A 26,091-nucleotide genomic window follows, 5' to 3' on the forward strand; every position below is an offset into this window, starting at 1 on the left:
CACTTTATTATAACGTTAAGTTGGAAGGAACGAAACGGAGGAGTAGGCAATGTTCAACAAGCTGGCAACTTTTTTTGCGGGAAAATACACGAGGTGGGTCACGATCTTGATCTGGGTTGCAGCTGCGGCTATTTTGACGATCGCGCTGCCGCCTGTCGGAGAGATGGAGAAGAACAACGCGCCTAATTTGCAGGCTGATAGCCCGTCTGTCCTGGCGGACGAGATGATCAAACAATATTTCCCAAGTGGCGCAGGCGTGCCTGCACTTATTGTATGGCATCGCGAAGGCGGTCTTACCGATGCGGATTATGCATCGATCCAGGCATTGACCAAGGAACTGGCCGATAATCCGCTGGAAGCGCAAGGAGAGCTCATCCCCTTGCACTTCATGCCGCTGACGGCTTTACAGCAATTCTCCTCAGAGGATGGCTCGACGCTTGTGCAGCCTGTCGCTTTCGCAGAGGCGACTGAGACGGAGCTGCTGAAGGAAAATATGGAGAAGATCAAAGAATTGGCGACGGCTGCCGCAGGAGCCGATCCATTCCTGGTTCCGATTGAGGGGACAACCGAGCTTAGCGCGCGCATAAGCGGTCCGGTCGGCATCTCCATCGACGCAACGGAGCTGTTCCAGAATGCCGACTTTGTCTTGATGGCGGCGACGGTGCTGCTGGTGCTGGTGTTGCTTCTTCTCATCTACCGTTCACCGATTCTTGCTATTATTCCGCTTGTCGGTGTCGGATTCGCTTACGCGGTAACAAGCCCGCTGCTCGGGTGGATGGCTGGCGAAGGATGGATTACGGTGGATTCGCAGGCGATCGCGATCATGACCGTGCTGTTGTTCGGAGCGGGTACGGACTATTGCCTGTTCTTTATTACTCGATTCAGGCAAGAACTGACCAAGGAGAGCAGCCGTTCTGCGGCGCTGGTACGCGCATTCAAGGGAGCCTCGGGTGCGATTGCCATGAGCGGCTTCACGGTTGTGCTATCCTTGTTGGCGCTGCTGATTGCGAAGTATGGCGCTTATGACCGTTTTGCTGTGCCGTTCAGCCTTGCTATTCTAATCATGATGATTGCCAGCCTGACGTTAATTCCTGCGTTGATGTCGGTCATTGGCAGGAAGTCCTTCTATCCGTTCATTCCACGTACGGAGGAGATGGAGAAGGAACGAGCAGCGAAGAAAGGGCAGGCTCATGAGGTTAAGGCAAAACGCAAAACGATCAGCGACAGAGTAGGCAAGGTCGTTGTAAGCAAGCCTTGGACAGTAACGATTGCGTGCATTGCGGTACTCGGCGTTCTCGCTGCAAGCTCGACCGGCATCAAATATACGTATGATTTGCTCTCTTCCTTCCCGGAAGATATGCCGTCGCGTGAAGGCTTCACAGTTATTCAAAATAATTATGCGCCAGGCGAGCTGGCTCCTGTCACTGTAGTGGTACGCGATGGAGAAACGGCCGATCTTGCAGGCAAGCTGACTGCACTGAACGAGGTCGATCATGTTGCAGATCCAACAGTGAGCGAGATCGATGCCGCATATTCGTCGTTCAGTGTTGTATTGAACATTAATCCATATTCGCAGGCCGCAATGGACGCGATACCCCATATTAGAGCCGCAGCGGAGCAGGCGTTAAGCGATGCGGGCGTTGCCGCAGCGCAAGAGCAGGTATGGATCGGCGGACAGACTGCCGAGCAGTATGATACCAAGGTGCTGACCGACCGGGACAACCGGGTCATTATGCCGGTTGTGATCGGACTTATCGCCGTATTGCTGCTGTTGTACCTTAGATCCGTTACTGCAACGGTGTATCTCATTGGCACCGTCCTGCTCTCTTATGTAGCGGCGTTAGGTCTCGGCTGGCTTATTCTTCATCATGTAATGGGTTTCGACGCGATTCAAGGCGCGATTCCGCTCTATGCCTTCGTATTCCTCATTGCGCTTGGCGAGGACTATAACATTTTTATGATCTCCAGCATCTGGCAGAAACGAAAAACGATGCCGCTGCTGCAAGCGATCCGGGAGGGCGTAAGCGAGACAGGCAGCGTCATTACCTCGGCCGGCTTGATACTGGCAGCGACATTCGCCGTATTGGCAACTTTGCCGATTCAGGTACTCGTCCAATTCGGCCTCATTACAGCGATCGGGGTTTTAATGGACACCTTCATCGTTAGGCCGTTTCTTGTACCGGCCATTACGGCCATTTTGGGAAAACACGCTTTTTGGCCAAGCAAAGCCATACCTGCAGAAGACGCGAAGCAAGTCCAGTATAAATAAGAACAGGTGCACTCCGGTGAGGCGTTGGCGATTCATATGGCCCTCATGACCTGATTTGCACCGAAGCAAAAGGAAGGCTCGATGCGGCAAATATGTCGCATCGGGCCGATTTTTGTATGGGTGGATTTAGGAAAATGATCTTAATTATTGAAACTTTTTTCTACGTTCGAACGTCTCTCTAATAAACCGTGATGGATAGAGAAAGAGGAGGGTACACGGATGAAAACAGGGAAGTTCTTATGGATAAGTATCTTGATTGCAGTGTTGCTTGGGAGCTTCGCGATCGGACCAGAGAGGGCAAGCGCTTGCAGCTGTGCGTTGCTAGGAAGCGTCAACGAAGCCAAGCAGAACAATGATGTCGTGTTTGACGGCACGGTCAAGGTTAAGAAGGAGCCAGTGCGATTGTTCTCCAAATCATCAGCTGATCCGGTAACATGGACCTTCGAGGTTCATGAGATATGGAAGGGAAAAGTGTCGCCGACGATTGCGGTAACCTCTGCCCAGTCCAGCGCGAGCTGCGGCTATGAATTTCAGGAGGGCTCCAGGTATGTCGTCTATGCGAGAAATTCAGGTGAATCGCTGGATGTCAGCTTATGCAGTCGAACCGCCTTGCATAGCGCGGCCGGACAGGACTTGGCCGAGCTGGGCATAGGCAGCGTGCCGCCGCAGTCACAGGCGGGACAGCATCCAGGAACTGCGAGCTCACTTTGGTGGGTGCTGTGGGTTGGTATTGCCGTCATCCTGGTTGCTGCAATTATCATCATACGTCATCGAAGGAAAAGAAGGCCGACGAGCATGTAAGGCGAAGATGCTGTCAGCCTAAAGATAAGTTCGATCCAGGATTATATAAGGAGCATGGCAACAATGGTTGTGACGACTAGACCAATGACAACCGGCTTCAAGTTGCGCCTGGCCAGCTCGAAGGGGCTAACTCCGCAGATCGCTGCGGCGGGAATGAGCGCCCACGGTACAATTGTGCCGCCGCCCACCCAGATTGCGGCGACTTGACCAAGCGCCGTTAGCGTAGCGATACCGGAGCCGATCGCATGGCCGAACAATTGGGCGATGGAACCGGCAAGGGAGATGCCGGAGAAGCCTGAACCGTCGAGTCCTGTCACTGCGCCTACAACCGCTAACGTAATGGAGCCGATGACGCCATTGACCGGCACTTCATGCGCAAGCGCAACGCCCAGATCATTCACGATGCCGTTCGAGGCTTCAGGCAGTTTCTCACCGAACATCGCGAAGAAGCCCGAATCACCAAGGTAGAAGAAAGCGGCAATCGGAATGACAGGCCCGAACACACGGAATCCGAACAGGAAGCCATCAATCAAATAACCAGTTGCTTTCTCCAGTCCTCTCCCGCGATGCGTCATCATCGTAATAACAAGCATAATAAGGATGGAGGTGCCGCCAATCAGTGCGGTAGCATCCCCGCCTTGCAGATTAAGGGCGAACATCGCCGCGACGTTCAGCGCATAGAGAATGGGAATGATGATAGCCAATATTCGTTTGGAAGCAACAGAAAGCATATCGTTCTCCCTATCATCCTGCTGGACAGTTCCGCTCCCCGTGTCATTCACTGGCTCAATTAAACCGTCATTCCATCGCCCGTACCGTATATCCCGCTTCATCAGCCAGAAGGCTGTCACCGTCGTGACAACCCCCATGACGATTACAAGCGGAATGCTGGCCTGCATTACCTCGCTCACGGGTATGCCTGCCGCAGCGGCGGTGAGATTGGGCGCGCCTTGGATAATGTAATCGCCGGATAGCGCAATTCCGTGACCGAATAGATTCATGGCCACAGCTGCTCCAAGCGCGGGCAGGCCTACTCGAAGCGCAACAGGAAGCAGGACAGCTCCGATTAGAGCGACCGCAGGCGACGGCCAGAAGAAAAGCGATGTAACCATCATGATGAGACCGATACCCCAAAAAGCCAATGTAGGCGTTCTCATGAATTTTGCGAACGGAGCGATCATCACTTCATTAATGCCCGTTCGGATTAGAATTCGGCTCATGGCGACGATAATGGATATAATAAGAATCGTACCGATTAATTCCTTTATGGCATAGATAAAGCTGTTAAAAATTCCGCTGATAGAGCCTTCAATTGAAGTGGTAGCCAGAATGCCGATACCTAGAATGCCTGCGATGCAGACAAGCGTGGTGTCTCTGCGCATGATCATAAACCCTATGATCGCCACTACAAATAAGAGATAAACCCAGTGAACCGCTGCTAACTGAATAACCATACGCGATCATCCTCCCAGCATGCAACGTAGCCAGAGTACCGGCTATCGTACTGTAATGTATGCAGGGATGGACATAGGCGTTCAACTGGACGCAGCTTGTCATGAATCCGGTTGCGCCTATAGGTAGGCTATGCTATCCTACTAACGATATGGACGAGATTCGTCTTGTACAGCCAGATCGGAAAGGATGACCATAAAATGATTACGGTGAACATCATGGATGCGGCCATGACATATTCCAAGGAAAGCGGTTATGTCGGGAGGGTGCACTTCAGTGTCGAAGGGCATACGCATGATTATGAGATTACATTGCATAGCAAGCGTGGAACGGAGTGGGGCTACGGACTTTTCTTTTTGAACCAATCCGGTAAAGAAGAGCAGCTGGAAGAGGTGGAGGACGAGCTGGAAGAGAATGACGAGTTGTTCGATCAGTTGGTGCAGGCCGCGAAGGATAAGCTGGCTCCAAAATGATGAAAGCCCATGTCCGAGAAATTCGTCTCTGGACATGGGCTTCTTCGTCCGGCGGAGTGCCGTTAAGCGGAATGATCAATAAATTTCTTCTTATTCTTGCTCTTGATGTAACGGTATGCGATATAACCTGCTGCGACGACACACAATACAACCAGTATCCAAGTGCCGTATGAGGAGATTTCATTGGAGAGGTCTTGAACCTTGTCCCCGACAAAAGCGCCGAGGATAAAATAAATCAATGTCCATACAAAAGCCGAAGGGTACGCAAACAGCATGAATCGTATAAATCTCATTCGGTTAAGTCCCATGACATAAGGGGTTACATGGCGCAAGAATGGAAAGCATAAACTGATGCTAAGCGCATAGCCGCCGTATTTCTCGCTGAGTTCTTCCGACTTCTCGAGGAACTTCGAGATGTTTTTTTTTCGACGAAACCAGTTGGACAGCTTAGCGCCCGAGAATCGGCCGATGCTGTATCCGAACGTCATGGCTGAGCATATGCCAAGAAAAGTCATGAAGTAAGCGGGAGCTGGGGATAAAGCTCCAGCAGCGGACAGTGCGCCGCCAGTCATAACGACGGCTTCGTTCGGAATAGGCAAGCCGATCAGACCGAGGCAGAGCACAAGGAACAGAGCTACATAGCCAACCTGTTCGATAATAGACAGCAATAAGTCATAAGCCATTTTAGAGACACGCTTCCTATTCTCCTATAGTTTCGTGAGTATGGGAATCTAATGTACAAGAGTACCACAAATCGGACTGATTTCATATATCACATACGCGCTCGAAATTTGAACGTTTCGGATTTAACTGTTCGAATTTAACCTTTTCGTAACTTTTTCCTGTCGAAGCAACGCTATAATTAGGGTTAGCTTACGTGCAGGATGAAGGAGCGAAGGGGAAAATGTTGAAATTTCAGCAGAAAGTAGCAGCACTGCGAAGCTGTGAATCCATTACATATACGATATGCTTATCGATGCTTGGCGACGAGACAGCCGCATGTGAGGCCGCGAAGCGGGTTCTCGCCGAGTTATTCCAGGATCCGGAATTTTGGAAGAGGGAAGAGCCGCAGCGTCAAAGCTACATTATGCGTCAATGCTTCGGCATCTGTATGATTCCTAAGGGAGGCATGCGCTCGGAAGCGGCATCGACCTGCGTGTCGTAACGAAAGGACTTATACCCAATGAAGGAAGAAGTAACAGAATCATCACGCACCAAAATTACAGTCGCCTTGTTCGTGGCGACTTTTCTTGCTGCAATTGAAGGCACAATCGTCGGCACAGCCATGCCCAGCATTACAGGCGAACTGCAAGGCGTCCAGCAATATAGCTGGATCATCTCCATTTATTTGTTGGCAACCGTTATTACGACGCCAATCTACGGCAAACTGTCGGACTTGTACGGCCGGAAGAGAATGTTTATGATTGGCGCGCTTATCTTTCTGGCGGGCTCGATGCTGTCCGGTATTGCCCAATCCATGACGGGACTGATCTGGTTTCGCGCGCTGCAAGGGCTAGGAGCAGGCGCATTAACTACGATTCCTTATACGATTATCGGCGATCTGTACCCGTTCGAGAAGCGTGCGAAGGTCCAAGGCTGGATGTCCAGCATTTGGGGGATTGCCGGCATTTCAGGACCGCTCTTAGGCGGTCTTCTTGTCGATTATGTATCCTGGAGAGCGATCTTCTACATGAACTTGCCTTTCGGGGTTGTTGCTCTTGTCTTGCTCTCTCTATTCATGAAAGAGAAGATCGAAAAGAAAAAGCGCCATATCGATTACCCGGGCATCGTTGTATTCAGCGCGGGCATGTTCTTCTTCCTCTATGCCATGTCTCTCTTGCGGGGCGAGGGTGGAGATTCTCAAGGGGGCTGGGGAACGATGGCGCTATTTGGCCTGTCCGCCGCGCTGCTTGCATTCTTTATCTGGATTGAAAAGCGTTCGCCGGAGCCGATCATACCGCTTCAGCTATTCCGAAGCCGTCTAATCTCCATGGCGAATCTGATCAGCTTCCTGCTTTGTGTCATTAACGTAGCCGTTATCTTCTATTTGCCGTTATGGTTCCAAGGCGTATATGGCAAGACGGCTACCTATTCCGGCATTCTGATGATTCCATTATCAATCGCTTGGCCGCTCGGCTCGATTCTGGCAGGCAATTTGATAGCCAAGACGGGACTGCGTACCTTATGTATGATCTCGGCATGCTTCTTGTTAGTAAGCAATGCGGGCTTTGCGCTGGTAGGCAGCACGTCATCCATATGGCTGCTGGTCTTCTATACCTTCCTGTCCGGCATCAGCTTTGGGCTGACGCTGACAGCGCTGACGGTTGCGGTCACTTCCGCTGTCGGCAGGGAGCTGCGCGGCGCAGCGGTCGCCAGCAATAACTTCATCCGTACGCTGGGGCAGACCATCGGCATTACGGTGTTCGGCCTGATGCTGCATACAGGAACGGCTAATGATATCGATCCGGGATTATTGCAAACCAGTCTGCATCATATCTTCGTCTGGGTCGCATGGCTATCGGTCGGGGTCCTGCTGCTATCCTTCATTACGCCGAAGCAGGCACAGGAAGAACCGCTCCAGGCCGGCAATCACGCATCATGACGCTTAGCGCAGAAAGGTTAGGACGCAATGGCAATGTTAATGGATGATGATATCAAGCAGCTTGCGAAGGAATGGCGGATCAAGTCCGTAATCGTCTACCGTAACGGGGAACTGCTGGAGGACTGGCATGACGGAGGCGCTGATTCACTAGCCCCGTTGTACTCCTGTACCAAAAGCGTTCTCTCTGCGTTGATTGGAATTGCGCAGGATCGGGGGGAGATTGGGAGCATGGATCAGCCGATCGGCGATTATTTGGACGTTTCGCTGCTGGATGAGCAGTCACGCCGGAAGATTACGATTAAGCATTTGCTCACAATGACGCCGGGCTTTGAATGGCCGGACTTCGACAAGCCTTACAAGGAGATGCGCGCATCGGCCGATCCTGTTGCGTATACGCTCGCAAAACCGGTTATTCATGAACCTGGTCATGCGTACACCTATAATTCCGGCGGATCGCATCTTCTGTCCGCTATACTGACAATGGCAACTGGGAAGCCGGCCGTCCAATATGCGAAGGAGCGGCTATTCCAGCCGCTTGGCTTCGAGGCGGCACGCTGGTCAGAGAAAAACGGGATCAGCGAAGGCGGCACCGGATTATCCCTATACGGGCATGATCTGGCCAAAATCGGACTGATGTATATACAGAATGGAAGGTGGAACGGGAAGGAGATTGTATCATCCGCATGGATCGAAGAATCTGTTGCCCTTCATCACCGCGGATTGCTTCATTATGAGCCGCCAATCTATGGCGGATACGGCTATCATTGGTGGATTTCTCCGGCGTCCTTCAATGGATGTGCCGATTGCTACTTTGCATTCGGCCATGGCGGCCAGCATTTAATGAATATCCCCTCGCTCGGGCTCACGATCGTTATTCGAAAAAAAATCACGAAGCGCAATGACGCCAAATGGGCAAGAGAGCTGATCTTCCGGCATCTTGTTCCCATGGCGCTGAAATAAATAATACATGCAGGACGTATCAAGTTGCAGTTCCTGATCATGACATGCATCCGTTCACCCCACATCAATCCTTCTGCCAGCTGTGCACTTTGCACCATGAGATACAACGGATGCTGTCCCGATTCGTATCGGGCACTTCCGGCTTTCCTGCACATTCTACCGATACTCCACCTAAAGAATTGCTATGATTCGAGCCCGTATCCCGATGAGGGACACTAGCAGGCTGCAGCCTGCTGCCGATAGAAAGGCGGATGATTACGGATGAATAATCGGTTCTGGTTTTGTATGATTATTTTGATCGCTCTGGCGGGTTGTGCGTCATCTTCTCCCGATGGAGAAGGTGTCGTCTTCCACACAGACGGCAAGCAGATTCTCGTACTCGATTATTCGGCAGAACCTTATCTCGGCTTGTCTTGGAATGATATTCTCACGGATTATGAAGGTTCTGCGATCTGGCTGAATGCCTATTCCTCTCGCTACAAAGTCGGGGACCGTGTTCAGTACTGGATTAACGGAGGAGTCAATAATTCCTATCCAAGCCAGGCAGGAGCGCGAAAGGTAAAGAAAATCGGACAGGCTCCGTCAGCTTCCCCAGTTTCCCCTACACCTAGTTCATCCTCCGTCCATCCTCAGCAGTCGTTCCCGGAGGAAATGAAGCTTGCGCGTCTACGAATTGTCGGACGAAACGGTATATTCGGATTATCAATTGAAGGATGCGACAATGTGGGAACGCGCCTCATAAACATCTGAAAATGATAAGAATTGATAGATTATCTACTATTCCTTTCATGATGTAAAAATGTATAATTATAGCATCGTTTCTTTGTGCAAGGGGGGGATGCTGCATGACCGGGAAACAAAATGGCGAGCTTGTTGTCGTGATTCCGATTGTATTGTTGCTGAATGATCGATTGATGATGCATCCAATCCATGATTAGCGGGGTTAAGCGAAATGCGTGAACATATAAATGTGGCTCAACGGATTGAAGAGATTATACCTGTACTACAGGGAATGCTGACAGGACGCTATGCGATTGCTTTGGGCGGATCCTATGCCAAAGGGTATATGGATGAGCACTCCGATCTTGACTTCTATGTCTATACGGACGGGGTTAAGCCGTTGGAGGAGCGCCGGTCGATTCTGTCAGCCATTGCCGATGCGGATCAGTCCTGTCATATCGACGAGCATATCGAAGGCACGTTATGGGGCGGCTGTGCGGATTTCTATTACAGCGGAATGAAAGTCGAGACAAGCGTAAAATCCATCGCCGTATACGAGCAGGCGATTCGGGAGTGCCTTGATGGCAAAATTTTTGTGGAACCAACCTTCTGGACGCTGAGCGGCTATTATAATTACATTTGTTTGTCAGAAGTGAGCTTCGTACAGCCGCTGATAGATGAAGTGGGGCTATTGACGAATTGGAAGGGGCATGTGAGCGTCTATCCTGAGAAGCTTAAGAAAGCCATCATCCAGCAATTTTGGTGGAAATCGACGTTTTGGCTGGACAACTTTCACTATCTTAGCGCGATTGAGCGCGGGGACTTTGTCTATGCGTCGGGCATTGCGCAGCAAACCTTCCATTCGCTGCTCCAAGTGTTGCTGGCGGCCAATGAAGTTTATTTTAAAGGCGATAAGAAGATCGGGAAGCAGCTATCGGAGCTTGCCTTTTGCCCGGAGCCGCTCATCCATGAGCTGGACTTCCTGCTTGGTGCTCATCAGGATCGAATGCTGTTGAAGCGGCAGCGGCAACTGCTGCTTGAGATTACAAACGCCGTAAGGGGTTATATGACCGATCACAATTGGATTTAGATGAACGTGATTGGATACCTATTGTGAGGTGCGGAAGATGGCGCATGAACAGGAACTGATTCTTTTTATTGTGGAAGCAAAACGCAGCGCGTATGCTTCCAGCGGCAATGCCCTGGAGAAGCCGTCCGGGCCAGGAGATGGTTTGGCGTAACGGGGAGGCCAAGTGGTCGATGAACTATTTTGGCTATACCCATGATCCTGTGCCGGGATTTCCGGCATTTCTGAATGCGTGCTTAAGGGAAGTGGACGAGACGGCTCCATTCCGCGGACCCGCGAATAGGAGCGATACGCGGTTTGAATATCAATGTAATTGGAGCGGCGATATCAGCCGATTCAGCGGAGAAGAGCGAATTCTGCAGCAAGAGAAAACGATCTTCAGCCTGTCCTTCCATGGCGGGGTCATTCAATATGCTTAACCGGATGGCGGAACTATTTATTGCGATGATGCGGTACTCTATGTCAGAATAGAAGAAGCTGAGACAAGCTGTTGCTTATATCATACTAGAAGAATAGAGGAACGACGTTGAAATTCAGACCCTGTATCGACCTTCACGCTGGCAAAGTGAAGCAGATCGTAGGCGAGACGCTTAACGACGCCATCATTGAAAATTTCGTTTCCGCGCATGACTCCGGTTATTATGCCGACTTGTTCAAGAAGGACGAATTAACGGGAGGACATGTTATCATGTTAGGACCCGGCAACGAAGCGGCGGCAGAGCAAGCGATGGCCCGTTATCCTGGAGGCTTGCAGATCGGCGGCGGCATTACGGCCGACAATGCGGCATCCTATCTGGAGCAAGGCGGTTCGCATGTCATTGTGACCTCCTATATCTTCCGCGATGGACAATTGAACGAGGATCATCTCCGCCGAATGGTTTCCGAAGTCGGCAAAGAGCGGCTGGTCATTGACCTAAGCTGCAAGGAGAAGGACGGCAAGTGGTTCGTCGTCACGAATCAATGGAAGCAATTCAGCGACTTTGAAGTGAACGAAGCGAATATCCGGGAACTGGAAGGCTATTGCGACGAATATTTGATTCATGCGGTGGATGTCGAGGGCAAGCAGAGCGGCATTCAGGAGTCGCTAGTCCGTGATTTGGCGCAATGGGTTGCAATTCCGACAACCTATGCGGGCGGAGCCCGATCCATTGCTGATATGGAGCGGTTCTTAGCGCTCTCCGGAGGCAAGTTGGATTTGACGATCGGCAGCGCGCTTGATATATTCGGAGGGAAACTGCCGTATGAGGAAGTTGTCGCGTTCAGCAGAGGGCGACAGCAATCCTGATGCCTATAACGAATCAATACGACCGGCAGCATGTATGTCGGTCGTTTCTTATTTTGTGCACATAGGGAGGTGGGCATGGATGAGATCCAATTGGATTTGGCTTGCCATGCTGCTAGCGGTATGGGGACTGGCTATGTTCGGACATGGGGAGCCTTTGCAGGATATGCCATGGCGGATCTGTGCGCTGGGCATGGGGCTTGTGCGCTGATGCCGACGTTTGCCCGCCTCCCGCGCTCTGCGCGTGTCGCAACCGCAGCTCCGCTTCCTCACTCCGCTGCATGCGAATGCAGTCCGTCCGGACGGCAGGACTTGCCGGCAACGATATGAGCATTCAGCTGTTTTTTGGATTTACGCTATTTCTGGCCATGTTCACGATCGGCTTCAAAATCAATTCGGTCATGGAGGAGAAAGCGTTCGGTATCTGGAATCGGGTTAACCTATCGCTAACCTGGTTGAGCTGCGCAAACGCTTAGGCGATCTAGTTCAAGCAAATGAAAACCCCTTCGGAGCCTTGCAGCTCCGGAGGGGTTCGTTGCGTTTGATTGGTTCTTTCTTGATTGCTCAAGAAGATGTATAATCGTGGAAGCATATAGAATACAGCCCAATCGGCATTGCCGTTAGATAGGAGCCGCTAATGGAATTTAAAGGTACTATACCGATTCTTCGCATTTTTGACGAACGCAAAGCGAAGGAATTTTATCTCTCTTTTCTGGAATTCAGCTTGGATTGGGAGCATCGTTATGAAGCTGATTTCCCCTTATATGCTCAAGTGTCCAAGGGCGGCTGCGTGCTGCATCTGTCAGAGCATCACGGCGATTGTACGCCTGGATCGGCAATACGAATAGAAGTAGAGAATGCAAAGGCATGGCAAGAGCACTTATTAGCCAAGCAATACAGTTATGCGCGTCCGGGTTTCTCCGAGGAATGGAATGCGGTTCAAGTCACGGATCCGTTCGGCAATCGGCTGCACTTTTATTCAGAGAAGAAGGAGCAGGGCGAATGATGATAAACATAGCCAAAGAAGTGGCGGTTGCAGCCGCTTACGAGGCAGGAAGATATATGAAGGAACGATTTGGTTCAATCATCCGAATAGAGGAGAAAGACGAGCACGGCGATCTGGTGACGGAGGTCGATCATGAGGCGGAGGCTATTATTCTGGCAAAGCTTCACAGTGTATTCCCGGACCATGCCATCCGGTCGGAAGAAGCGGGCGATGACGGTAAGCAGAGCGAGTGGCAATGGCTCGTCGATCCGCTTGACGGCACGAACAATTTTGCGGTGGGACTGCCTTTATTCGGGATCTCGATCACGCTAATGCGGCGGCGCGAGCCGGTGCTGTCCGTCATCTATGAGCCGATAACCGATCGATTGTACACAGCAATCGTTGGCGTAGGGGCAAATTGCAATCAACGTCCGGTGTCTATGAATCCGGCACGGGCGTTCGTCAAGGCGAGAGTCGGGTGGATTCAGGGCCATGCGGTCCAGCAGCGCGATGAGGCTGTGCAGCTTCGGCATTATATCGATGTACATACGAAACGAATGATGCGCCTGTGGGCACCGACTCTGCAATGGAGCATGCTGGCACGAGGCGATCTCGATGCCATTATGGTCTATCATTCGGAAGGCGAGGATTTGTATTCCGGCATTCTGCTTGCGATGGAGGCAGGGGCTGCCGTCGTTGACTTCGGGGGCAATCCGTTCTCAGGAGCAGCCGATCAGCCCTGTCTGATAGCTTGCCATCCAGAGCATTTGCCGTACTTTCTGAGTATGGTGGCGGATGGCATGAAGCGTTAATCCTTGCATAGGATAGAGATCAACAGGAAGGAACTGTATGGGATGGAGCTACTGCGGGAAATCTATGAACGTGATCTGGGTCTTAGCGGGCGCGATGCCACCTCGCGCAGGCATGGCGGCAACTTCTGGATGCGCCGAGCCGTCAGAGGCATTATTTTTAACACCCGCTATGAGGTTGCTTTGTTACATAGGAAAGACGGGAACTATTATAAACTGCCCGGCGGCGGCATCGAAGCGTCGGAGACCCTGCAGATGGCGATGCAGCGGGAAGCCAGAGTAGAGTTGGGATCGGAGATCGAGCTGACAGATGACATTGGCCTCGTAATCGAGTATCAGGATGAACGGGAGCTGCTGCAATTCTCTTACGGCTATATCGGCCAAATTCGTGACCATGAACAAGAAGAAGACAATCCTGCGAACGAAGAGGCAGGCGCTACGATTAGCTGGCGTTCCTTGAAGGACGCCATCCAGCTTCTGGAGAAGCATGAGCCCGCCACCTATGAAGGACGTTTCATCCATGAACGCGACCTATGCTTTCTGAAGCAATTACATCGATAAGGAGCCATACATCATGACAGCAGCGCTTCTAGGCAGCTTTATCTCTGCAATGGCCACGGTGCTCGGCGCCGTGCCTCTCTTATTCGTCCGCTCGTTGTCAGAGAGATGGAAGGACATTTTGATCGCCTTCACAGCCGGGATTATGGTATCTGCTTCCACATTCGGACTGCTGCCGCAGGCATTGAATGAATCGGGATTAATACCGCTTACGATCGGATTGATTATCGGGGTGGTTGTGCTTGACCTGCTGGAAAAAAATATTCCACATATCGATATCGAGCAGAAAAGAGGAATCAGCTCCTTTGACTCCAAATCGCTGCTTGTCATTATCGCGTTATTTATTCATAACATCCCAGAAGGACTCAGTACCGGATTCAGCTATGCCAGCTCCAATGAAGGCTTGGGACCAATGGTCGCAATTGCCATTGGCGCGCAGAACATGCCCGAGGGATTGGTGCTGGCCATCTTTCTTACGCAGTCCAGAGTCAGCAAGCTTAAACTGATGTTGATTGTGACGCTGACAGGTCTCGTGGAGGTTGTATCCGCTATTGTCGGGTACTTTGCCGCCAGCTACGTCGAAGCGCTTATCGGCTACGGACTGGCCTTTGCTTCCGGGGCGATGCTCTTCATCGTCTACAAGGAGCTAATTCCGGAATCGCACAGCCACGGGTATGAAAGACCGGCCACCTATTCCTTTATTGCCGGCTTGCTCGTGATGATCTACATCAGCTATTTCTTCGGATAAGCCATGAATGAAAGATATAAAAGGAGTGCCGCAGCCTTACGCTGAACGGCACTCCTTTTTTTCGTTACCTGTTAATTAGCAGGCTTCTCGTTATTGTGGATCTGCTTTGGAGACGCCTTGGTGTCGTCAGCCAGTTTGTCGCCAAATTGGTCTAGTCTTGACGGGCTTGCGGCAGGGCCGTCATTGTCGGGCTTGTTGTTTCTTCCAGACATGCTTTTCACCTCCATCCGTTTAGGATGAGCTTGGGGTGGAGGGTTATGCATGGCAACAGCTTGATATGTCGATCAAGTCCTTGTTCCGACTCAAAGATTCAAATAATAGATGATCGTCGCATCGAATCCGCCTTCGGACGAGCGGGCGAATCCGGGGATACGTCCAGCTTCCGTATAGCCAAGCGTTTTGTACAGTTCATTGGAGGGATCGCCCGCTCTCGTATCCAAGAGGAGCAAGCTTCTGCTTTCCTGCTTTGCTTGCTCGTGAGCCGTATGCATCAGCGACCGTGCGATGCCGTGCCTCCGCGCGGAAGGATGGACCATCAGCTTGGCGATCTCTGCCCGATGCGCAGCGTTCTTCTTCATGGCAAGCTGCAGTTGAACCGTTCCGACTATTCTGCCGTTCCAGACAGCTGCCCATAAGAATACACCGGGTTCAGGAACGCTCCGCCAGTATTGCTCAGCTTCTTCACGTGATAGGGGAGGGAGGAATCCGATGGAGGCACCGTCTTCTACGACGTCTTGCATCATGCCCGACAGTCCGGCAATATGTTCGGGAGTGAGCTGGGACAGCAATTGAATCGATGGCGATGTATGCATGCGTACGGCTCCTTTGCTCTTGGTCTTCTCTACTCTTCCATTTCTATTATATGAAGCCAATCCGTTTTAGAAAAGTGTTGGCCGGCTTCGAGGCGTCCTTTTTGCCCAAGCTCGTATCCTGCTTCTTGTGTTCCGCCTCAATCGCTTCCAGCTTCGCTTTCCTCTCCTGCTCCGCTACGCGGTCCTTCCATAGTTGACCTGGAACATAATCATGCCACAGCATCGTCACCACTCCTGTTCTCCTGTTTATGATTCTCATTATGCACTCGCAAAAGGGGTAGAAAAAGTGTATAATCGTAGGTGATTATTTCCCCTTTTACATACTAAGGCCTCTGGCGGAGGAGGGCATCCTCATGATTAGCGAAGAACGGTATTTGATGATGTATAGCAAGGTGGCAGATTCAGTCGGCTCGGGCAAGCCGATCGAAGTATCACTGGAGAGCCTTGCTGAAGCGCTGTATTGTACGCAGCGCAATGTAAAGTTTATCGTCCGCAAGCTGGAGGAGGAAGGGTTCATTCATTGGCAAGCGGGCCGCGGACGCGGGAACCGCTCCAAGGTAACCTTTCTCTATCCGAAGGAGAAGAAGCTGCTGGAGCTGGCTCAATTCTATGCGTCAAAGGGCGAGTACAAGCAAGCGTTCGAGTTGATTGACCGTTATGGGGAAGGTACGGGAGTGCGGCATCAATTCGTGGAATGGATGAACAGCCACTTCGGATACAGAACGGAGCTGATCGATGATCTGGAGGCGGATTTACTTCGGCTGCCGGTCTATCGTCCGATTCTGACCCTGGATCCGAAGGATTTGTATTTTGCTTTTAGCGCGCATATGGTTAAGCAGCTATTCGATTGCCTGGTCAAGTATGACCGCGAGACCGAGAAGATCATCCCTTCACTTGCACATGCGTGGGAGCATGACGAGGAGGGCAAGGAGTGGACCTTCCATCTGCGGAAAGGCATCGCGTTCCATCATGGACGCGATCTGGAGGCAGAGGATGTCATCTATTCTCTTGAACGGCTGCGAGGCAGCGCCGCGTCAGGCTGGTTTGTCAGATCGATTACCGAGATTATAAAGCGAGGGCCTCGTACAGTGACGGTGAAGCTGGAAAAACCTAATTGGCTGTTGCTCCGTTACTTGTGCTCGCCGGGCATGTCTATTGTGCCGCATGATCTGGTCGAACAGAATGAACAGTTTTGGCAGCGTCCGGTCGGGACGGGACCGTTCCGCTTCGTCGAGTGGACAGCAGATCGCTTCATTATGGAGGCCAACCCGCATTACTTCCAGGGCAGGGCGCATCTGGACGGGGTCATTATCGTCATTATGCCGGAGGATACGGCGGCTTTCGCAAAAAACTGGGATCAACTGCTGATTGATCATGACTCTAAGGATTTAATGCCGGCGCAAGGCTGGATGAAGGTCGAGAGCGTCTCCAACGGCTGCAGTCTGCTCACTTGGAATTGCTGCAAGAGCGGACCCCAACAATCGCCGTATTTCCGCAAGGCGGTCGATCTCTTGATCGATCGTTACCGGATGGTTACCGAGCTTGGAGAAGATCGGATGCATCCCGCCAGCGGCTTCTATCCAGGTGAAGCGTCCTATAAAGGGGCCACTTGCCAGAATGTAGAGTTGGCTCTGGAACTGCTCCGGCAATCGGGCTATCAGGGAGAACCCATCAAGATTGCGACCTACAGCATCCATGAGAAGGATGCGCGCTGGTTGCAGCAAGAGCTGACCAAGCACGGTATTGCGGTGGAGGTCCACTGGGCGAACTGGCTCAGCATCCGTGAGCAGAAGGTGCTGCAAGACGCGGATTGTCTGCTGTATTGCGTCGTATTTGCCGAGGATGAGGTATGCATGATCGAGCTGTTCGAGCAGACGGGGAACTTCCTGCGCGAGCATCTGGACCCGGAGCTGCTGCAGTGGGTAGAGGCGAAGATTGATAAAGCGCTGGCATGCAAGGAGACGGATAAGCGTTGGAGGGAGCTCAAGGATATTGAGAATAAGCTTCGTGATGAGACGCATGTACTTTTCTTGCTTCACAAGAAATATCAAATGTTCTACAATCCGCATATTAAAGGCATCGGTGTAAACTCGCTGGGCTGGATCGACTTCAAGGATATTTGGCTGGAAAAGGTATCGGGTTAATGCATATGCGCTATTGCTCAAATTGAATGATCAAAACTTATAAGAATGATCAAATTGATAAACAATATGATCATTCTTTTTATTGCATAAAGGGGGAGTAGATCTATTATGATCGACAAGCTCCTGTTTATTTCTTTTAAATGTAGGGAAAAACAACGAATCCGGTGTTCATAAAAGGGAGAATAGACCTGAAATTGTCGCTTTAAGAGGAATATATCGTTGAAGCAGCAATGAAAGGGTTTACTTTTCACGAATAGTTGTTTATGATCATTGTAAGATTTATATTGATCAATTTATGATAATTATTGATTTGAATTTGACTGATGTGATAATATACAAATAAGGAGATTGATTGGAATGTCAACTGAAAGAGAGAAGGAAATCATCAGCTTATTGCATGAGAATTCGCCGCTTACCATTGAAGAGCTAGCTGAACATCTCGACGTATCCGAAGTGACGGTGCGGCGCGATCTGGTCGCAATGGAGAAGAAAGGCGTCATCTCAAGGCGGAGAGGCGGGGCTGCGCTACCTGATCAGGGGGCAGAGCCGTTGTTCGTCCAGCGGGAGAAGAAGAACCATGACCTGAAGCGAAAGATTGGCCAATATGCGGCTGACCAAATACGCGAAGGGGAGGTTATCGCGCTGGATGTAGGCACGACGACGGCCGAGCTTGCGAAAGCGCTCGTCAAGAGGAGAGGCATCACTGTATTTACTTCATCCTTCCAAGTGGCATCCATCTTGTCCAAGAGCAATCTCCAAGTCTACATGATAGGCGGGCTTATCCGATTTAATGAAATGTCTATGGTAGGAAGCGTTGCGATTGAAACCATCAAAAAATTCAACTTCGATCGTTATTATTTAGGCCTTGCCGCAGTGAACAAGGAGCGCGGCTTAACGGACTACAGCGTAGAGGAAGCGGAAGTGAAGCAAGCCTTTATCGCCCAGTCCAAGGAAGTGATTGCGCTGGTGGACCGTACAAAGGTAGGTGCGTCCTCTCTATTGAAAGTATGCGAATTTGACCAATTAAGTGAAATTATTACGAACCGAAGCGATGAGGAAAACGGGCAACCGGTATTGGACCTCGGTTTCCAAGGAAAGATTACTTTTGTATAGCTGTAGGTAGAGGAAGGATTCGTGACGCCGACTGAGGGGGGACATCGCATGTCATACGTACTCGGCATTGATATTGGAACATACGAATCCAAAGGCGTGCTGGTGGATCGCAATGGCAAGCTCGTGGCGCAAAGCGCCGTGCCGCATAAGCTGGAAATCCCGCATCGCGGCTGGGCGGAGCATGACGCGGAAGCGACATGGTGGCATGACTTCAAGCAATTGTCAAAGTCGTTGATCCATATGGCGCGAATGAATTACGGCATCTCGGCGGATGAGATCGAGGCTGTAGGCGTCAGCTCGATCGCTCCAGCAGTGCTGCCTATCGACAGAGACGGGACTCCGCTTCGCAAAGCGATTCTGTACGGTGTCGATACCCGGGCGGAACGTGAAATTGCGGCATTGAATGAAGCAATCGGGGAAGAGCGGGTATTCGAAATCGGAGGCCAGTCTTTGTCATCCCAGGCAGCGGGGCCGAAGATGAAGTGGATCAAGCATCATGAGCCTGAGGTCTACGAAAAGACTTACAAGTTCCTATGCGGTTCGGGTTATCTGGTCTACAAATTAACGGGACAATGCGTGATCGACCGCTATACGGCTGTCAATTACGCGCCGTTGTTTGACATTCATACGCTGGAGTGGAATGACGAATCCGTCTCCCATATGACAGAGGCCGATAAGCTTCCGGCATTGACTTGGAGCACGGATATTGTAGGTACGGTGACAAGGCAAGCGGCAGAACAGACGGGATTGGCGCCGGGTACAAGAGTGATTGCCGGTACGGCGGATGCTATGTCGGAGGCGATCAGCATTGGCGCCATTCATCAAGGCGATCTGATGATGATGTACGGCAGCTCCACTTTTTTCATCCTGACTACTGATCGCATTATGAAAACCAAGGAGCTATGGCCGAATGTGCATATTGTGCCGGGCGCGAATACGCTGACAGGCGGCACGGCAACGGCTGGCTCTCTTACCCGGTGGTTCGTCGACCAATGTCTCGGACGAGACATGGGAAGCGGGGAAGCGTCTAACTGGTCGGTCCAACAGGCATATACCTATATGTCCGAACAGGCCGGTCTAAGTCCGCCTGGGTCGAACGGACTGATCACGCTGCCGTTCTTCAGCGGGGAACGCACGCCGGTCCACGACGCCTCGGCCAAGGGCATGATGTTCGGCTTATCTCTGAATCATACGACGGCAGATATGTACCGCTCGCTGCTCGAGGGCATCTCGTTTTCGATACGCCATAATCTCGATGTTATGCAAGAGCTTGGCGCATCAGTTAAGCGAATCGTCTCCGTAGGCGGAGGCGTCAAAAATGAGTTATGGCTGCAAAGTGTCAGCGATATCTGTCAGGTGCGTCAAGCGATTCCTGAGATTACGGTTGGTGCCGCTTATGGAAACGCTTACATTTGTGGAATGGCACTGGGTTGGCACGATAACCTTGAGGAAATAGACGAATGGGTGAACATTATTCGCCATATTGAGCCGGGGGTTAATGACCGGGAAGTGTATGAAAGGCATTATGCCATCTATCATCGCTTGTACGAGCGTACGAAGGATCTGATGAAAGACTTGTAACGAAACACAGAAAACAGACAGTTCGGCTTGGGAGGCTAGCGAATGAAACAGCAGATGGAGCACATGAAGAAGCGACTGCAGGAATTAACCTCGCTTGCGGCAGTATCTGGTTATGAAGATCCAGTCATCCGATATGTGACGGAACAATTGAAAACAACAGGGGAAGACATTCAGGTCGATGCACTTGGCAATGTGACCGTACAAATGAACAAGATCGAAGGCCGAGAACCATACCGCGTGATGATCTTTGCCCATATGGATGAGCTCGGGCTGGTTGTAAACAAAATCGAGGACAGCGGGTTTCTTCGCGTAGAAAGACTTGGCGGCATTCCTGAGAAAAGCCTGGCAGGTCAGACGGTCATGGCCGAGGCGAGCGGGAAGTCGTGGAACGGCATCATTGGAACAAAAGCGCATCATGTGACACCTTCAGAGGAGAAGTATCGCGTGCTTCCGGTGAACGAAGTATTCGCAGACTTCGGGTTCCGGTCACGGGAGGAAGCAGAAGAAGCCGGTTTCGAAGTCGGCATGCCCATCATGTACGCACGGCAATATTTTGATAACGGTTCGCGTGTGTTTTCCAACGCGCTCGATAACCGCGTGGGTTGTCTCGCTTTGCTGGAACTCGCAGACCGGGTGAAAGGCAGGGATCTTCCATGCGAGCTATACCTCGTATTTTCGGTCCAGGAGGAATTCAATCTGCGGGGAGTACTGCCTGCTGTACGCCGCATTAATCCGCATCTGGCGATTACGCTTGACATTACAATTGCAACGGACACACCGGATTTGAAATCGAAGGGCGACATTGCGCTTGGCGGCGGCCCAAGCATCGGGATGTATACGTTCCATGGAAGAGGGACGCTTGGCGGCTTGATTCCGAATCCGAAGCTGGTCAAGCACATTAAGCAAGCAGCCGCTAGCCGCCATATTCCGCTTCAGCCTGCCGTATTTATGGGCATCTTGACGGATGCTTCGTTCAGCCAATTAGAGAATGACGGCTTGCCAATAGTCGATCTGGGCTATCCTGCGCGTTATACGCATGCGCCGGTGGAATCCGTCGATCTGGACGATGTGAGCAAGCTGATCGAGCTGCTGGAGCAATTGGTGCATACTTTTGACGGCAGCGTGGACTTTAGCCGGGGATAAGGCAGTCGGCAAGCTCTAATCAAGCTCTAATAGCAGGAAATCAATCAACGAGATGAGATAGACACATTCTGGGGAGGATGAACGATATGACATGGTTGAAGGATGTACTTGGTACGGAGAAAGCGGTTATTGCAATGTGCCACTTGATGGCATTGCCCGGAGATCCTTACTTCAATAGCGAAAAAGGGATGGACTACGTCGTAGAGATGGCTAGAAAAGACTTGAAGTCGCTGCAGGACGGCGGGGTGGACGCTGTGATGTTCTCCAATGAATTCAGCCTGCCGTACCTGACAGAAGTGAAGACGGAGACGGTAGCGGCAATGGCCCGCATTGTTGGCGAATTAAAGTCGGATATTCAAATTCCTTTCGGTGTCAATGTCCTTTGGGACGCAAAAAAATCGCTTGATCTGGCAGCGGCGACCGGTGCTTTGTTCATCCGTGAAATCTTTACCGGCGTATACGCCAGCGACTTCGGTCTCTGGAACACGAACGTAGGCGAGACGGTACGCCACCAGCAGCGCATCGGCGCTGGCAACGTCAAGCTGCTGTTCAACATCGTGCCTGAGGCAGCCAAGTACGTCGCGGACCGCGACATCGAGAGCGTCGCCAAATCTACTGTATTCAACAACCGCCCCGATGCGTTATGCGTATCTGGTCTGACTGCCGGGGCACAGACGGACTCGCAAATGTTGAAGAAAGTAAAAGATTCGGTTCCGAACACGGTCGTCCTGGCTAATACTGGCGTTCGCCGTGAAAATCTGGTAGAGCAATTGTCTATTGCCGACGGTGCTGTAGTCGGAACTGCCTTCAAAATAGACGGAAAATTCGAAAATCATGTGGACCAGGCTAGAGTGAAAGCTTTTATGGATGATGTGAAGGCGTTCAGGCAGCGGTAACTCCGCTGCTGAGCGTTTTGACATAAATTTAAAATCATCTTTAGGGGGAAGCAATCAATGGTCAAGAAACGTTCGATGTCTGCAGTTGCTATGTTACTTATCTTTTGCATGATGATCCTCACCGCTTGCGGCGGAAGCAATTCGGAAAGCAACAATGAAAGCGGTGGGACGGGCAATGGCGGCAAAGACGGCAAGAAGTACAAAATTGCCACCGTTGTTAAACTGACCGGCGTAGCCTGGTTCGACCGGATGGAAGAAGGCGTAAAGGAATTCGGCAAGACGACGGGACATGACACGTTCATGCAAGGCCCTCAGAAAGCGGATGCGGCTCTCCAAGTGCAAATTATCGAAGACTTGATTGCCCAGAAGGTGGATGCGATTACGGTTGTGCCGTTCTCCGCAGAAGCGCTTGAGCCCGTGCTGAAGAAAGCCCGCGATAAGGGCATTGTCGTCATTACGCATGAAGCGGACGGCATGGTGAATACGGACTTCAATATTGAAGCGTTCGACAATCTGGAATACGGTGCATTCCTGATGGATAACCTCGCAAAGGCAATGGGCGAGGAAGGGGAGTATATGACGACTGTGGGCAGCTTGACGACCAAATCCCACATGCAGTGGGAAGAAGGAGCCTATAACCGTCAACAGGAAAAATACCCGAATATGAAAGCGGTTGCCCGCCAGTTGGAGACGAACGATGACCAGAAGATTGCGAGCGAGAAGCTGCGCGAGACGTTCAAGGCGTTCCCTAATCTGAAAGGCTTCCAAGGCGCATCCGGCAACGATGCGGCAGGCGCGGCGCTGGCGATTGAAGAGTCCGGCTTGATCGGCAAGGTGAATGTGGTCGGCACAAGCGTACCGTCCGTATCGCAGAAGTATCTGGAGAGCGGCGCCATGTCGATGATCGGATTCTGGGACCCGGCCGAAGCGGCGAAAGCGATGAACTCCCTAGCTGTAAAGGTGCTGGAAGGCAAAGCAGACGAGATTAAAGAAGGCTTCGATCTCGGCGTACCTGGTTATGAGAAGCTGATTGTGAAGGACGGCAAATATTTGTACGGCGCTGCATGGGTGGGCGTTACGAAAGAAAATGTAACCGATTACGATTTCTAGGAGAGGGTGACCCGAACATGCCTAAAACCCTGATCGAACTGAACCATATCAACAAATCGTTCGCTGGCGTCCATGCTTTGAAGGATGTATCGCTACGGATCGATTATGGCGAAGTCCACTGTTTGGCTGGGGAAAACGGCTGCGGGAAATCCACTCTGATCAAAGTCATGTCCGGCGTTCATGCGCCGGACCATGGCGAGATAAGAATCGATGGAGAACTGCGCAGTCAGCTGAACCCGATTGAAGCGATTAATGCCGGAATTCAAGTCATCTATCAGGATTTCTCTATCTTTCCCAACTTGACGGTTGCCGAGAATATAGCGCTGAATGGCGAGCTTGCCGCAAGGAAGAAATGGATTAACTGGGGCAAGATGCGTCAAACGGCGAGGCAAGCTCTGGATAAGGTTGGCGTCGACCTGGATCTGAACGCGAAGGTGGAGCACTTGTCGGTAGCCGACAAGCAGTTGATTGCGATCTCGCGAGCGCTAATGAATGAAGCTAAGCTGATCGTGATGGATGAACCGACTACTGCGCTTACTCAGAAGGAAGTACGCGCTTTATTTCGTGTCATTGAAGGACTGAAGCGAGACGGTATTTCGATTTTGTTCGTAAGCCACAAGCTGGAAGAAGTGTTTGAGCTCTCGGAGCGGATTACGATTATGCGTAATGGAAAAAACGTCATCTCCGAACGCGCGGATCAATTGAACCGCGAGAAGCTGGTCTATTATATGACTGGCCGACAAATTGACGAAAGCTATTATGAGGTCGGAAAGCAATCAGGCACGCCGCTGCTCAAAACAGACAACTTGTCGTTAAAGGGCTGCTTTGATCATATATCGATCAGCATTCATCCCGGCGAAATCGTCGGATTAACCGGATTGCTTGGTTCCGGCAGGACAGAGCTGGCGGAAGCGCTGTTTGGTCTGACTCCGGCGACCTCGGGAGAGATCTGCCGCGACGGCGAGCCTGTAAGCATCCGGTCGGTTCAGGACGCCGAGGAACACGGAATCGCCTATGTACCGGAGGATCGGCTTACAGAGGGGCTATTCCTGGAGCAATCGATTGAGCGCAACATGGTTGTCAGCGTTATCGACAAGCAGAAGGACAAATGGGGCATGATCGACAGGCGCAAGGTGAAGTCGACCGTTCGGAGCTGGATTGAAAAGCTGGGTATTGTCGCGCATTCGCCGCTCTCTCCGGTGAAGACGCTCTCCGGCGGCAATCAGCAGCGCGTCGTTCTGGCCAGATGGCTCGCTGCGGGACCCAAGGTTCTGATTCTGAACGGACCGTCGGTCGGCGTCGACATTGGTTCAAAGGAAGATATTCATCAAGTTATTCGGGAGCTGGCAAGGGAAGGACTAGGTGTCCTGATGATCTCGGATGATCTGCCGGAGCTGCGGCAAAGCTGCAATCGCGTATTGGTCATGAAGCGCGGACGAATCATTGGGGAGGCCGAGGGGAAGACGTTCACACAGGAAGTATGGTCGCAATTGCATGACGCTCATGAAGGTGGAGCAGGTTACGCAGAGCACAGGGGGAGCACCGCATGAGAAAATGGACAAAAACAAGCGAATTTTATGTGGCGATCATTATTTTGGTCCTATTCGCAGCCATCGGCAGCCAGAACGGCGCTTTCTTCAGCTCCGCCAATATGTTCGACCTGATTCGGAGCAGCATCGTTCCGGGCATCTTCGTCATCTGTACGATGATGGTGATTATATCCGGCGGCATTGATGTGTCGTTCCCGGCTATTGCGACGTTCAGCATGTTCTCGGCTACCAAAATCATCTTGTTGTTAGGTTTCGATGTTCCCGTATTTGCGGCGTTCCTGCTGGCGGGCATCATCGGGCTGGGCTTGGGATTAATCAATGGCTTGCTGATCGCATTCTTCAAGCTGCCTACGCTCATTGTCACCTTAGGCACGTCATCGATGTTCAGCGGCTTCCTACTCACCTTCGTCGGCAGCCGCCAGATTAGCAATCTGCCGGCTCCGCTGGAGCAATTCGGCAAGACGCAGGTGATTAAATTTATGACAGATGCGGGTATTACGGTTGGCTTGCCTATGTCCGTCCTCATTACAGCAGCGGTTATTATTGTAGTAGCCATTATGATGAAATATACGATGATCGGACGCGGCATCTATGCGCTTGGCGGCGATCCGGTATCGGCGGAGCGTGTCGGCTTCAATACGAAGTTTCTACAATGCTTCGTGTACGGATTCGTCGGATTTCTGGCGGGTATCGCCGGCATGATCCAGACGACAATGATGAGAAGCTCCAATCCGGTCGATCTGCTGGGAACGGAGCTCTTGATCATTGCAGCGGTTGTACTGGGCGGCGTAAGGATTACAGGCGGTCACGGCACGGTAATTGGCGCATTGCTCGGCTTGCTGCTCATTGTGACCATTCAGAACAGCCTGATTCTGGTCGGCATTCCGTCATATTGGCAACGCTTCGTGATCGGCGCGCTCATTCTGATTGGAACAGGTATTGCAGCTTACCAAATCAAGCGTTCGTCATCAAGCCAATCATCCATCTTAACTTGAC

Annotated in this window: 29 protein-coding genes; 24 read left to right on the forward strand and 5 right to left on the reverse strand. The window is 51.4% G+C overall.

Annotated elements, in window-relative coordinates:
* Positions 1-49: 49 nt before the first annotated feature.
* Entirely contained in the window at positions 50-2,269 is a 2,220-nt protein-coding gene (locus tag D3P07_RS17025) for an MMPL family transporter (protein WP_119801445.1), read from the forward strand.
* A gap of 219 nt (positions 2,270-2,488) precedes the next feature.
* Complete coding sequence (locus D3P07_RS17030; protein WP_119801446.1) at positions 2,489-3,070, forward strand: hypothetical protein; 582 nt, start codon at positions 2,489-2,491, stop codon at positions 3,068-3,070.
* A 41-nt stretch (positions 3,071-3,111) separates the two neighbouring features.
* Here the strand turns inward: D3P07_RS17030 and D3P07_RS17035 are convergent, their stop codons facing one another.
* Positions 3,112-4,524 carry a hypothetical protein gene (locus tag D3P07_RS17035; RefSeq protein ID WP_119801447.1) on the reverse strand — a complete coding sequence of 471 codons (1,413 nt, stop codon included), beginning with the start codon at positions 4,522-4,524 and terminating at the stop codon, positions 3,112-3,114.
* 198 nt (positions 4,525-4,722) lie between these two features.
* Here D3P07_RS17035 and D3P07_RS17040 point away from each other — a divergent pair, with 198 nt between their 5' ends.
* Complete coding sequence (locus tag D3P07_RS17040; RefSeq protein ID WP_119801448.1) at positions 4,723-4,995, forward strand: hypothetical protein; 273 nt, start codon at positions 4,723-4,725, stop codon at positions 4,993-4,995.
* A 62-nt stretch (positions 4,996-5,057) separates the two neighbouring features.
* Here the strand turns inward: D3P07_RS17040 and D3P07_RS17045 are convergent, their stop codons facing one another.
* Positions 5,058-5,678, reverse strand: a complete 621-nt coding sequence (locus tag D3P07_RS17045) for a DedA family protein (protein WP_119801449.1) — start codon at positions 5,676-5,678, stop codon at positions 5,058-5,060.
* A 221-nt stretch (positions 5,679-5,899) separates the two neighbouring features.
* Here D3P07_RS17045 and D3P07_RS17050 point away from each other — a divergent pair, with 221 nt between their 5' ends.
* The 13 genes from D3P07_RS17050 (at position 5,900) to D3P07_RS17105 (ending at position 14,746) form a co-directional block, all read left to right on the forward strand.
* Positions 5,900-6,160, forward strand: a complete 261-nt coding sequence (locus D3P07_RS17050) for a hypothetical protein (protein ID WP_119801450.1) — start codon at positions 5,900-5,902, stop codon at positions 6,158-6,160.
* 18 nt (positions 6,161-6,178) lie between these two features.
* Positions 6,179-7,597 (forward strand): MDR family MFS transporter, encoded by a 1,419-nt coding sequence (locus D3P07_RS17055; protein ID WP_119801451.1) that lies wholly within the window; start codon positions 6,179-6,181, stop codon positions 7,595-7,597.
* A 33-nt stretch (positions 7,598-7,630) separates the two neighbouring features.
* Positions 7,631-8,557 (forward strand): serine hydrolase domain-containing protein, encoded by a 927-nt coding sequence (locus tag D3P07_RS17060; protein WP_182914369.1) that lies wholly within the window; start codon positions 7,631-7,633, stop codon positions 8,555-8,557.
* A gap of 261 nt (positions 8,558-8,818) precedes the next feature.
* Positions 8,819-9,307: a DUF3221 domain-containing protein gene (locus tag D3P07_RS17065; protein WP_119801453.1), complete on the forward strand. Its 489-nt coding sequence runs from the start codon at positions 8,819-8,821 to the stop codon at positions 9,305-9,307.
* Between the two features lie 202 nt (positions 9,308-9,509).
* Positions 9,510-10,367 carry a nucleotidyltransferase domain-containing protein gene (locus tag D3P07_RS17070; protein WP_119801454.1) on the forward strand — a complete coding sequence of 286 codons (858 nt, stop codon included), beginning with the start codon at positions 9,510-9,512 and terminating at the stop codon, positions 10,365-10,367.
* A gap of 170 nt (positions 10,368-10,537) precedes the next feature.
* A complete protein-coding gene (locus tag D3P07_RS17075) occupies positions 10,538-10,783 on the forward strand; it encodes a DUF5680 domain-containing protein (protein WP_119801455.1) in 246 nt (81 codons plus the stop codon).
* A 107-nt stretch (positions 10,784-10,890) separates the two neighbouring features.
* Positions 10,891-11,649: a phosphoribosylformimino-5-aminoimidazole carboxamide ribotide isomerase gene (gene hisA, locus D3P07_RS17080; RefSeq protein WP_119801456.1), complete on the forward strand. Its 759-nt coding sequence runs from the start codon at positions 10,891-10,893 to the stop codon at positions 11,647-11,649.
* 79 nt (positions 11,650-11,728) lie between these two features.
* The gene (locus D3P07_RS27620; protein WP_259391554.1) at positions 11,729-11,857 is read left to right on the forward strand and encodes a hypothetical protein; all 129 of its coding nucleotides are present in this window, start codon (positions 11,729-11,731) and stop codon (positions 11,855-11,857) included.
* 76 nt (positions 11,858-11,933) lie between these two features.
* Complete coding sequence (locus tag D3P07_RS17085; protein ID WP_119801457.1) at positions 11,934-12,122, forward strand: hypothetical protein; 189 nt, start codon at positions 11,934-11,936, stop codon at positions 12,120-12,122.
* Between the two features lie 161 nt (positions 12,123-12,283).
* A complete protein-coding gene (locus D3P07_RS17090) occupies positions 12,284-12,652 on the forward strand; it encodes a glyoxalase superfamily protein (protein WP_119801458.1) in 369 nt (122 codons plus the stop codon).
* On the forward strand, positions 12,649-13,443 hold the full coding sequence (locus D3P07_RS17095) for an inositol monophosphatase family protein (RefSeq protein ID WP_119801459.1): 795 nt from the start codon (positions 12,649-12,651) through the stop codon (positions 13,441-13,443). Before D3P07_RS17090 ends, D3P07_RS17095 begins: the two co-directional genes overlap by 4 nt.
* A gap of 42 nt (positions 13,444-13,485) precedes the next feature.
* Entirely contained in the window at positions 13,486-14,001 is a 516-nt protein-coding gene (locus D3P07_RS17100; RefSeq protein ID WP_119801460.1) for an NUDIX hydrolase, read from the forward strand.
* Positions 14,002-14,014: 13 nt separating this feature from the next.
* Positions 14,015-14,746, forward strand: coding sequence for a ZIP family metal transporter (locus tag D3P07_RS17105; RefSeq protein WP_119801461.1), 732 nt, complete (start codon positions 14,015-14,017; stop codon positions 14,744-14,746).
* Positions 14,747-14,817: 71 nt separating this feature from the next.
* Here the strand turns inward: D3P07_RS17105 and D3P07_RS27120 are convergent, their stop codons facing one another.
* The 3 genes from D3P07_RS27120 to D3P07_RS17115 form a co-directional block, all read right to left on the reverse strand.
* Positions 14,818-14,958 carry a hypothetical protein gene (locus D3P07_RS27120; protein ID WP_182914370.1) on the reverse strand — a complete coding sequence of 47 codons (141 nt, stop codon included), beginning with the start codon at positions 14,956-14,958 and terminating at the stop codon, positions 14,818-14,820.
* A 90-nt stretch (positions 14,959-15,048) separates the two neighbouring features.
* Positions 15,049-15,558, reverse strand: coding sequence for a GNAT family N-acetyltransferase (locus D3P07_RS17110; protein WP_119801462.1), 510 nt, complete (start codon positions 15,556-15,558; stop codon positions 15,049-15,051).
* A 46-nt stretch (positions 15,559-15,604) separates the two neighbouring features.
* Positions 15,605-15,781 carry a hypothetical protein gene (locus tag D3P07_RS17115; RefSeq protein ID WP_182914371.1) on the reverse strand — a complete coding sequence of 59 codons (177 nt, stop codon included), beginning with the start codon at positions 15,779-15,781 and terminating at the stop codon, positions 15,605-15,607.
* Between the two features lie 130 nt (positions 15,782-15,911).
* Here D3P07_RS17115 and D3P07_RS17120 point away from each other — a divergent pair, with 130 nt between their 5' ends.
* The 8 genes from D3P07_RS17120 to D3P07_RS17155 all read left to right on the forward strand — a co-directional run bounded on the left by D3P07_RS17120 (position 15,912) and on the right by D3P07_RS17155 (position 26,090).
* On the forward strand, positions 15,912-17,702 hold the full coding sequence (locus tag D3P07_RS17120) for an SgrR family transcriptional regulator (RefSeq protein WP_119801464.1): 1,791 nt from the start codon (positions 15,912-15,914) through the stop codon (positions 17,700-17,702).
* Positions 17,703-18,059: 357 nt separating this feature from the next.
* Entirely contained in the window at positions 18,060-18,815 is a 756-nt protein-coding gene (locus tag D3P07_RS17125; protein ID WP_119801465.1) for a DeoR/GlpR family DNA-binding transcription regulator, read from the forward strand.
* A gap of 48 nt (positions 18,816-18,863) precedes the next feature.
* Positions 18,864-20,396, forward strand: a complete 1,533-nt coding sequence (locus D3P07_RS17130) for an FGGY-family carbohydrate kinase (RefSeq protein WP_119801466.1) — start codon at positions 18,864-18,866, stop codon at positions 20,394-20,396.
* 42 nt (positions 20,397-20,438) lie between these two features.
* The gene (locus tag D3P07_RS17135; RefSeq protein ID WP_119801467.1) at positions 20,439-21,539 is read left to right on the forward strand and encodes a M42 family metallopeptidase; all 1,101 of its coding nucleotides are present in this window, start codon (positions 20,439-20,441) and stop codon (positions 21,537-21,539) included.
* 86 nt (positions 21,540-21,625) lie between these two features.
* Positions 21,626-22,435 carry a BtpA/SgcQ family protein gene (locus D3P07_RS17140; protein ID WP_119801468.1) on the forward strand — a complete coding sequence of 270 codons (810 nt, stop codon included), beginning with the start codon at positions 21,626-21,628 and terminating at the stop codon, positions 22,433-22,435.
* A 57-nt stretch (positions 22,436-22,492) separates the two neighbouring features.
* A complete protein-coding gene (locus D3P07_RS17145; RefSeq protein WP_220482031.1) occupies positions 22,493-23,545 on the forward strand; it encodes an autoinducer 2 ABC transporter substrate-binding protein in 1,053 nt (350 codons plus the stop codon).
* A gap of 17 nt (positions 23,546-23,562) precedes the next feature.
* On the forward strand, positions 23,563-25,095 hold the full coding sequence (locus tag D3P07_RS17150; protein WP_119801469.1) for a sugar ABC transporter ATP-binding protein: 1,533 nt from the start codon (positions 23,563-23,565) through the stop codon (positions 25,093-25,095).
* On the forward strand, positions 25,092-26,090 hold the full coding sequence (locus D3P07_RS17155) for an ABC transporter permease (RefSeq protein WP_119801470.1): 999 nt from the start codon (positions 25,092-25,094) through the stop codon (positions 26,088-26,090). Before D3P07_RS17150 ends, D3P07_RS17155 begins: the two co-directional genes overlap by 4 nt.
* Position 26,091 lies beyond the last annotated feature (1 nt).

Origin of the sequence: Paenibacillus sp. 1011MAR3C5 (genome assembly GCF_003591485.1) — a bacterium.
Lineage (GTDB): Bacteria > Bacillota > Bacilli > Paenibacillales > Paenibacillaceae > Pristimantibacillus.

What these genes read in the sequence shown, in the direction of transcription:
- D3P07_RS17130 (WP_119801466.1), top strand. Translation starts at nt 18,864, where the DNA reads ATGTCATACGTACTCGGCATTGATATTGGAACATACGAATCCAAAGGC.
- D3P07_RS27120 (WP_182914370.1), bottom strand. Translation starts at nt 14,958, where the DNA reads ATGTCTGGAAGAAACAACAAGCCCGACAATGACGGCCCTGCCGCAAGC.
- D3P07_RS17075 (WP_119801455.1), top strand. Translation starts at nt 10,538, where the DNA reads ATGAACTATTTTGGCTATACCCATGATCCTGTGCCGGGATTTCCGGCA.
- D3P07_RS17060 (WP_182914369.1), top strand. Translation starts at nt 7,631, where the DNA reads ATGTTAATGGATGATGATATCAAGCAGCTTGCGAAGGAATGGCGGATC.
- D3P07_RS17070 (WP_119801454.1), top strand. Translation starts at nt 9,510, where the DNA reads ATGCGTGAACATATAAATGTGGCTCAACGGATTGAAGAGATTATACCT.
- D3P07_RS17065 (WP_119801453.1), top strand. Translation starts at nt 8,819, where the DNA reads ATGAATAATCGGTTCTGGTTTTGTATGATTATTTTGATCGCTCTGGCG.
- D3P07_RS17135 (WP_119801467.1), top strand. Translation starts at nt 20,439, where the DNA reads ATGAAACAGCAGATGGAGCACATGAAGAAGCGACTGCAGGAATTAACC.
- D3P07_RS17035 (WP_119801447.1), bottom strand. Translation starts at nt 4,524, where the DNA reads ATGGTTATTCAGTTAGCAGCGGTTCACTGGGTTTATCTCTTATTTGTA.
- D3P07_RS17105 (WP_119801461.1), top strand. Translation starts at nt 14,015, where the DNA reads ATGACAGCAGCGCTTCTAGGCAGCTTTATCTCTGCAATGGCCACGGTG.
- D3P07_RS27620 (WP_259391554.1), top strand. Translation starts at nt 11,729, where the DNA reads ATGAGATCCAATTGGATTTGGCTTGCCATGCTGCTAGCGGTATGGGGA.
- D3P07_RS17120 (WP_119801464.1), top strand. Translation starts at nt 15,912, where the DNA reads ATGATTAGCGAAGAACGGTATTTGATGATGTATAGCAAGGTGGCAGAT.
- D3P07_RS17125 (WP_119801465.1), top strand. Translation starts at nt 18,060, where the DNA reads ATGTCAACTGAAAGAGAGAAGGAAATCATCAGCTTATTGCATGAGAAT.
- D3P07_RS17045 (WP_119801449.1), bottom strand. Translation starts at nt 5,678, where the DNA reads ATGGCTTATGACTTATTGCTGTCTATTATCGAACAGGTTGGCTATGTA.
- D3P07_RS17025 (WP_119801445.1), top strand. Translation starts at nt 50, where the DNA reads ATGTTCAACAAGCTGGCAACTTTTTTTGCGGGAAAATACACGAGGTGG.
- D3P07_RS17155 (WP_119801470.1), top strand. Translation starts at nt 25,092, where the DNA reads ATGAGAAAATGGACAAAAACAAGCGAATTTTATGTGGCGATCATTATT.
- D3P07_RS17100 (WP_119801460.1), top strand. Translation starts at nt 13,486, where the DNA reads ATGGAGCTACTGCGGGAAATCTATGAACGTGATCTGGGTCTTAGCGGG.
- D3P07_RS17055 (WP_119801451.1), top strand. Translation starts at nt 6,179, where the DNA reads ATGAAGGAAGAAGTAACAGAATCATCACGCACCAAAATTACAGTCGCC.
- D3P07_RS17090 (WP_119801458.1), top strand. Translation starts at nt 12,284, where the DNA reads ATGGAATTTAAAGGTACTATACCGATTCTTCGCATTTTTGACGAACGC.
- D3P07_RS17110 (WP_119801462.1), bottom strand. Translation starts at nt 15,558, where the DNA reads ATGCATACATCGCCATCGATTCAATTGCTGTCCCAGCTCACTCCCGAA.
- D3P07_RS17085 (WP_119801457.1), top strand. Translation starts at nt 11,934, where the DNA reads ATGCAGTCCGTCCGGACGGCAGGACTTGCCGGCAACGATATGAGCATT.
- D3P07_RS17095 (WP_119801459.1), top strand. Translation starts at nt 12,649, where the DNA reads ATGATGATAAACATAGCCAAAGAAGTGGCGGTTGCAGCCGCTTACGAG.
- D3P07_RS17150 (WP_119801469.1), top strand. Translation starts at nt 23,563, where the DNA reads ATGCCTAAAACCCTGATCGAACTGAACCATATCAACAAATCGTTCGCT.
- D3P07_RS17145 (WP_220482031.1), top strand. Translation starts at nt 22,493, where the DNA reads ATGGTCAAGAAACGTTCGATGTCTGCAGTTGCTATGTTACTTATCTTT.
- D3P07_RS17030 (WP_119801446.1), top strand. Translation starts at nt 2,489, where the DNA reads ATGAAAACAGGGAAGTTCTTATGGATAAGTATCTTGATTGCAGTGTTG.
- D3P07_RS17040 (WP_119801448.1), top strand. Translation starts at nt 4,723, where the DNA reads ATGATTACGGTGAACATCATGGATGCGGCCATGACATATTCCAAGGAA.
- D3P07_RS17050 (WP_119801450.1), top strand. Translation starts at nt 5,900, where the DNA reads ATGTTGAAATTTCAGCAGAAAGTAGCAGCACTGCGAAGCTGTGAATCC.
- D3P07_RS17140 (WP_119801468.1), top strand. Translation starts at nt 21,626, where the DNA reads ATGACATGGTTGAAGGATGTACTTGGTACGGAGAAAGCGGTTATTGCA.
- D3P07_RS17115 (WP_182914371.1), bottom strand. Translation starts at nt 15,781, where the DNA reads ATGCTGTGGCATGATTATGTTCCAGGTCAACTATGGAAGGACCGCGTA.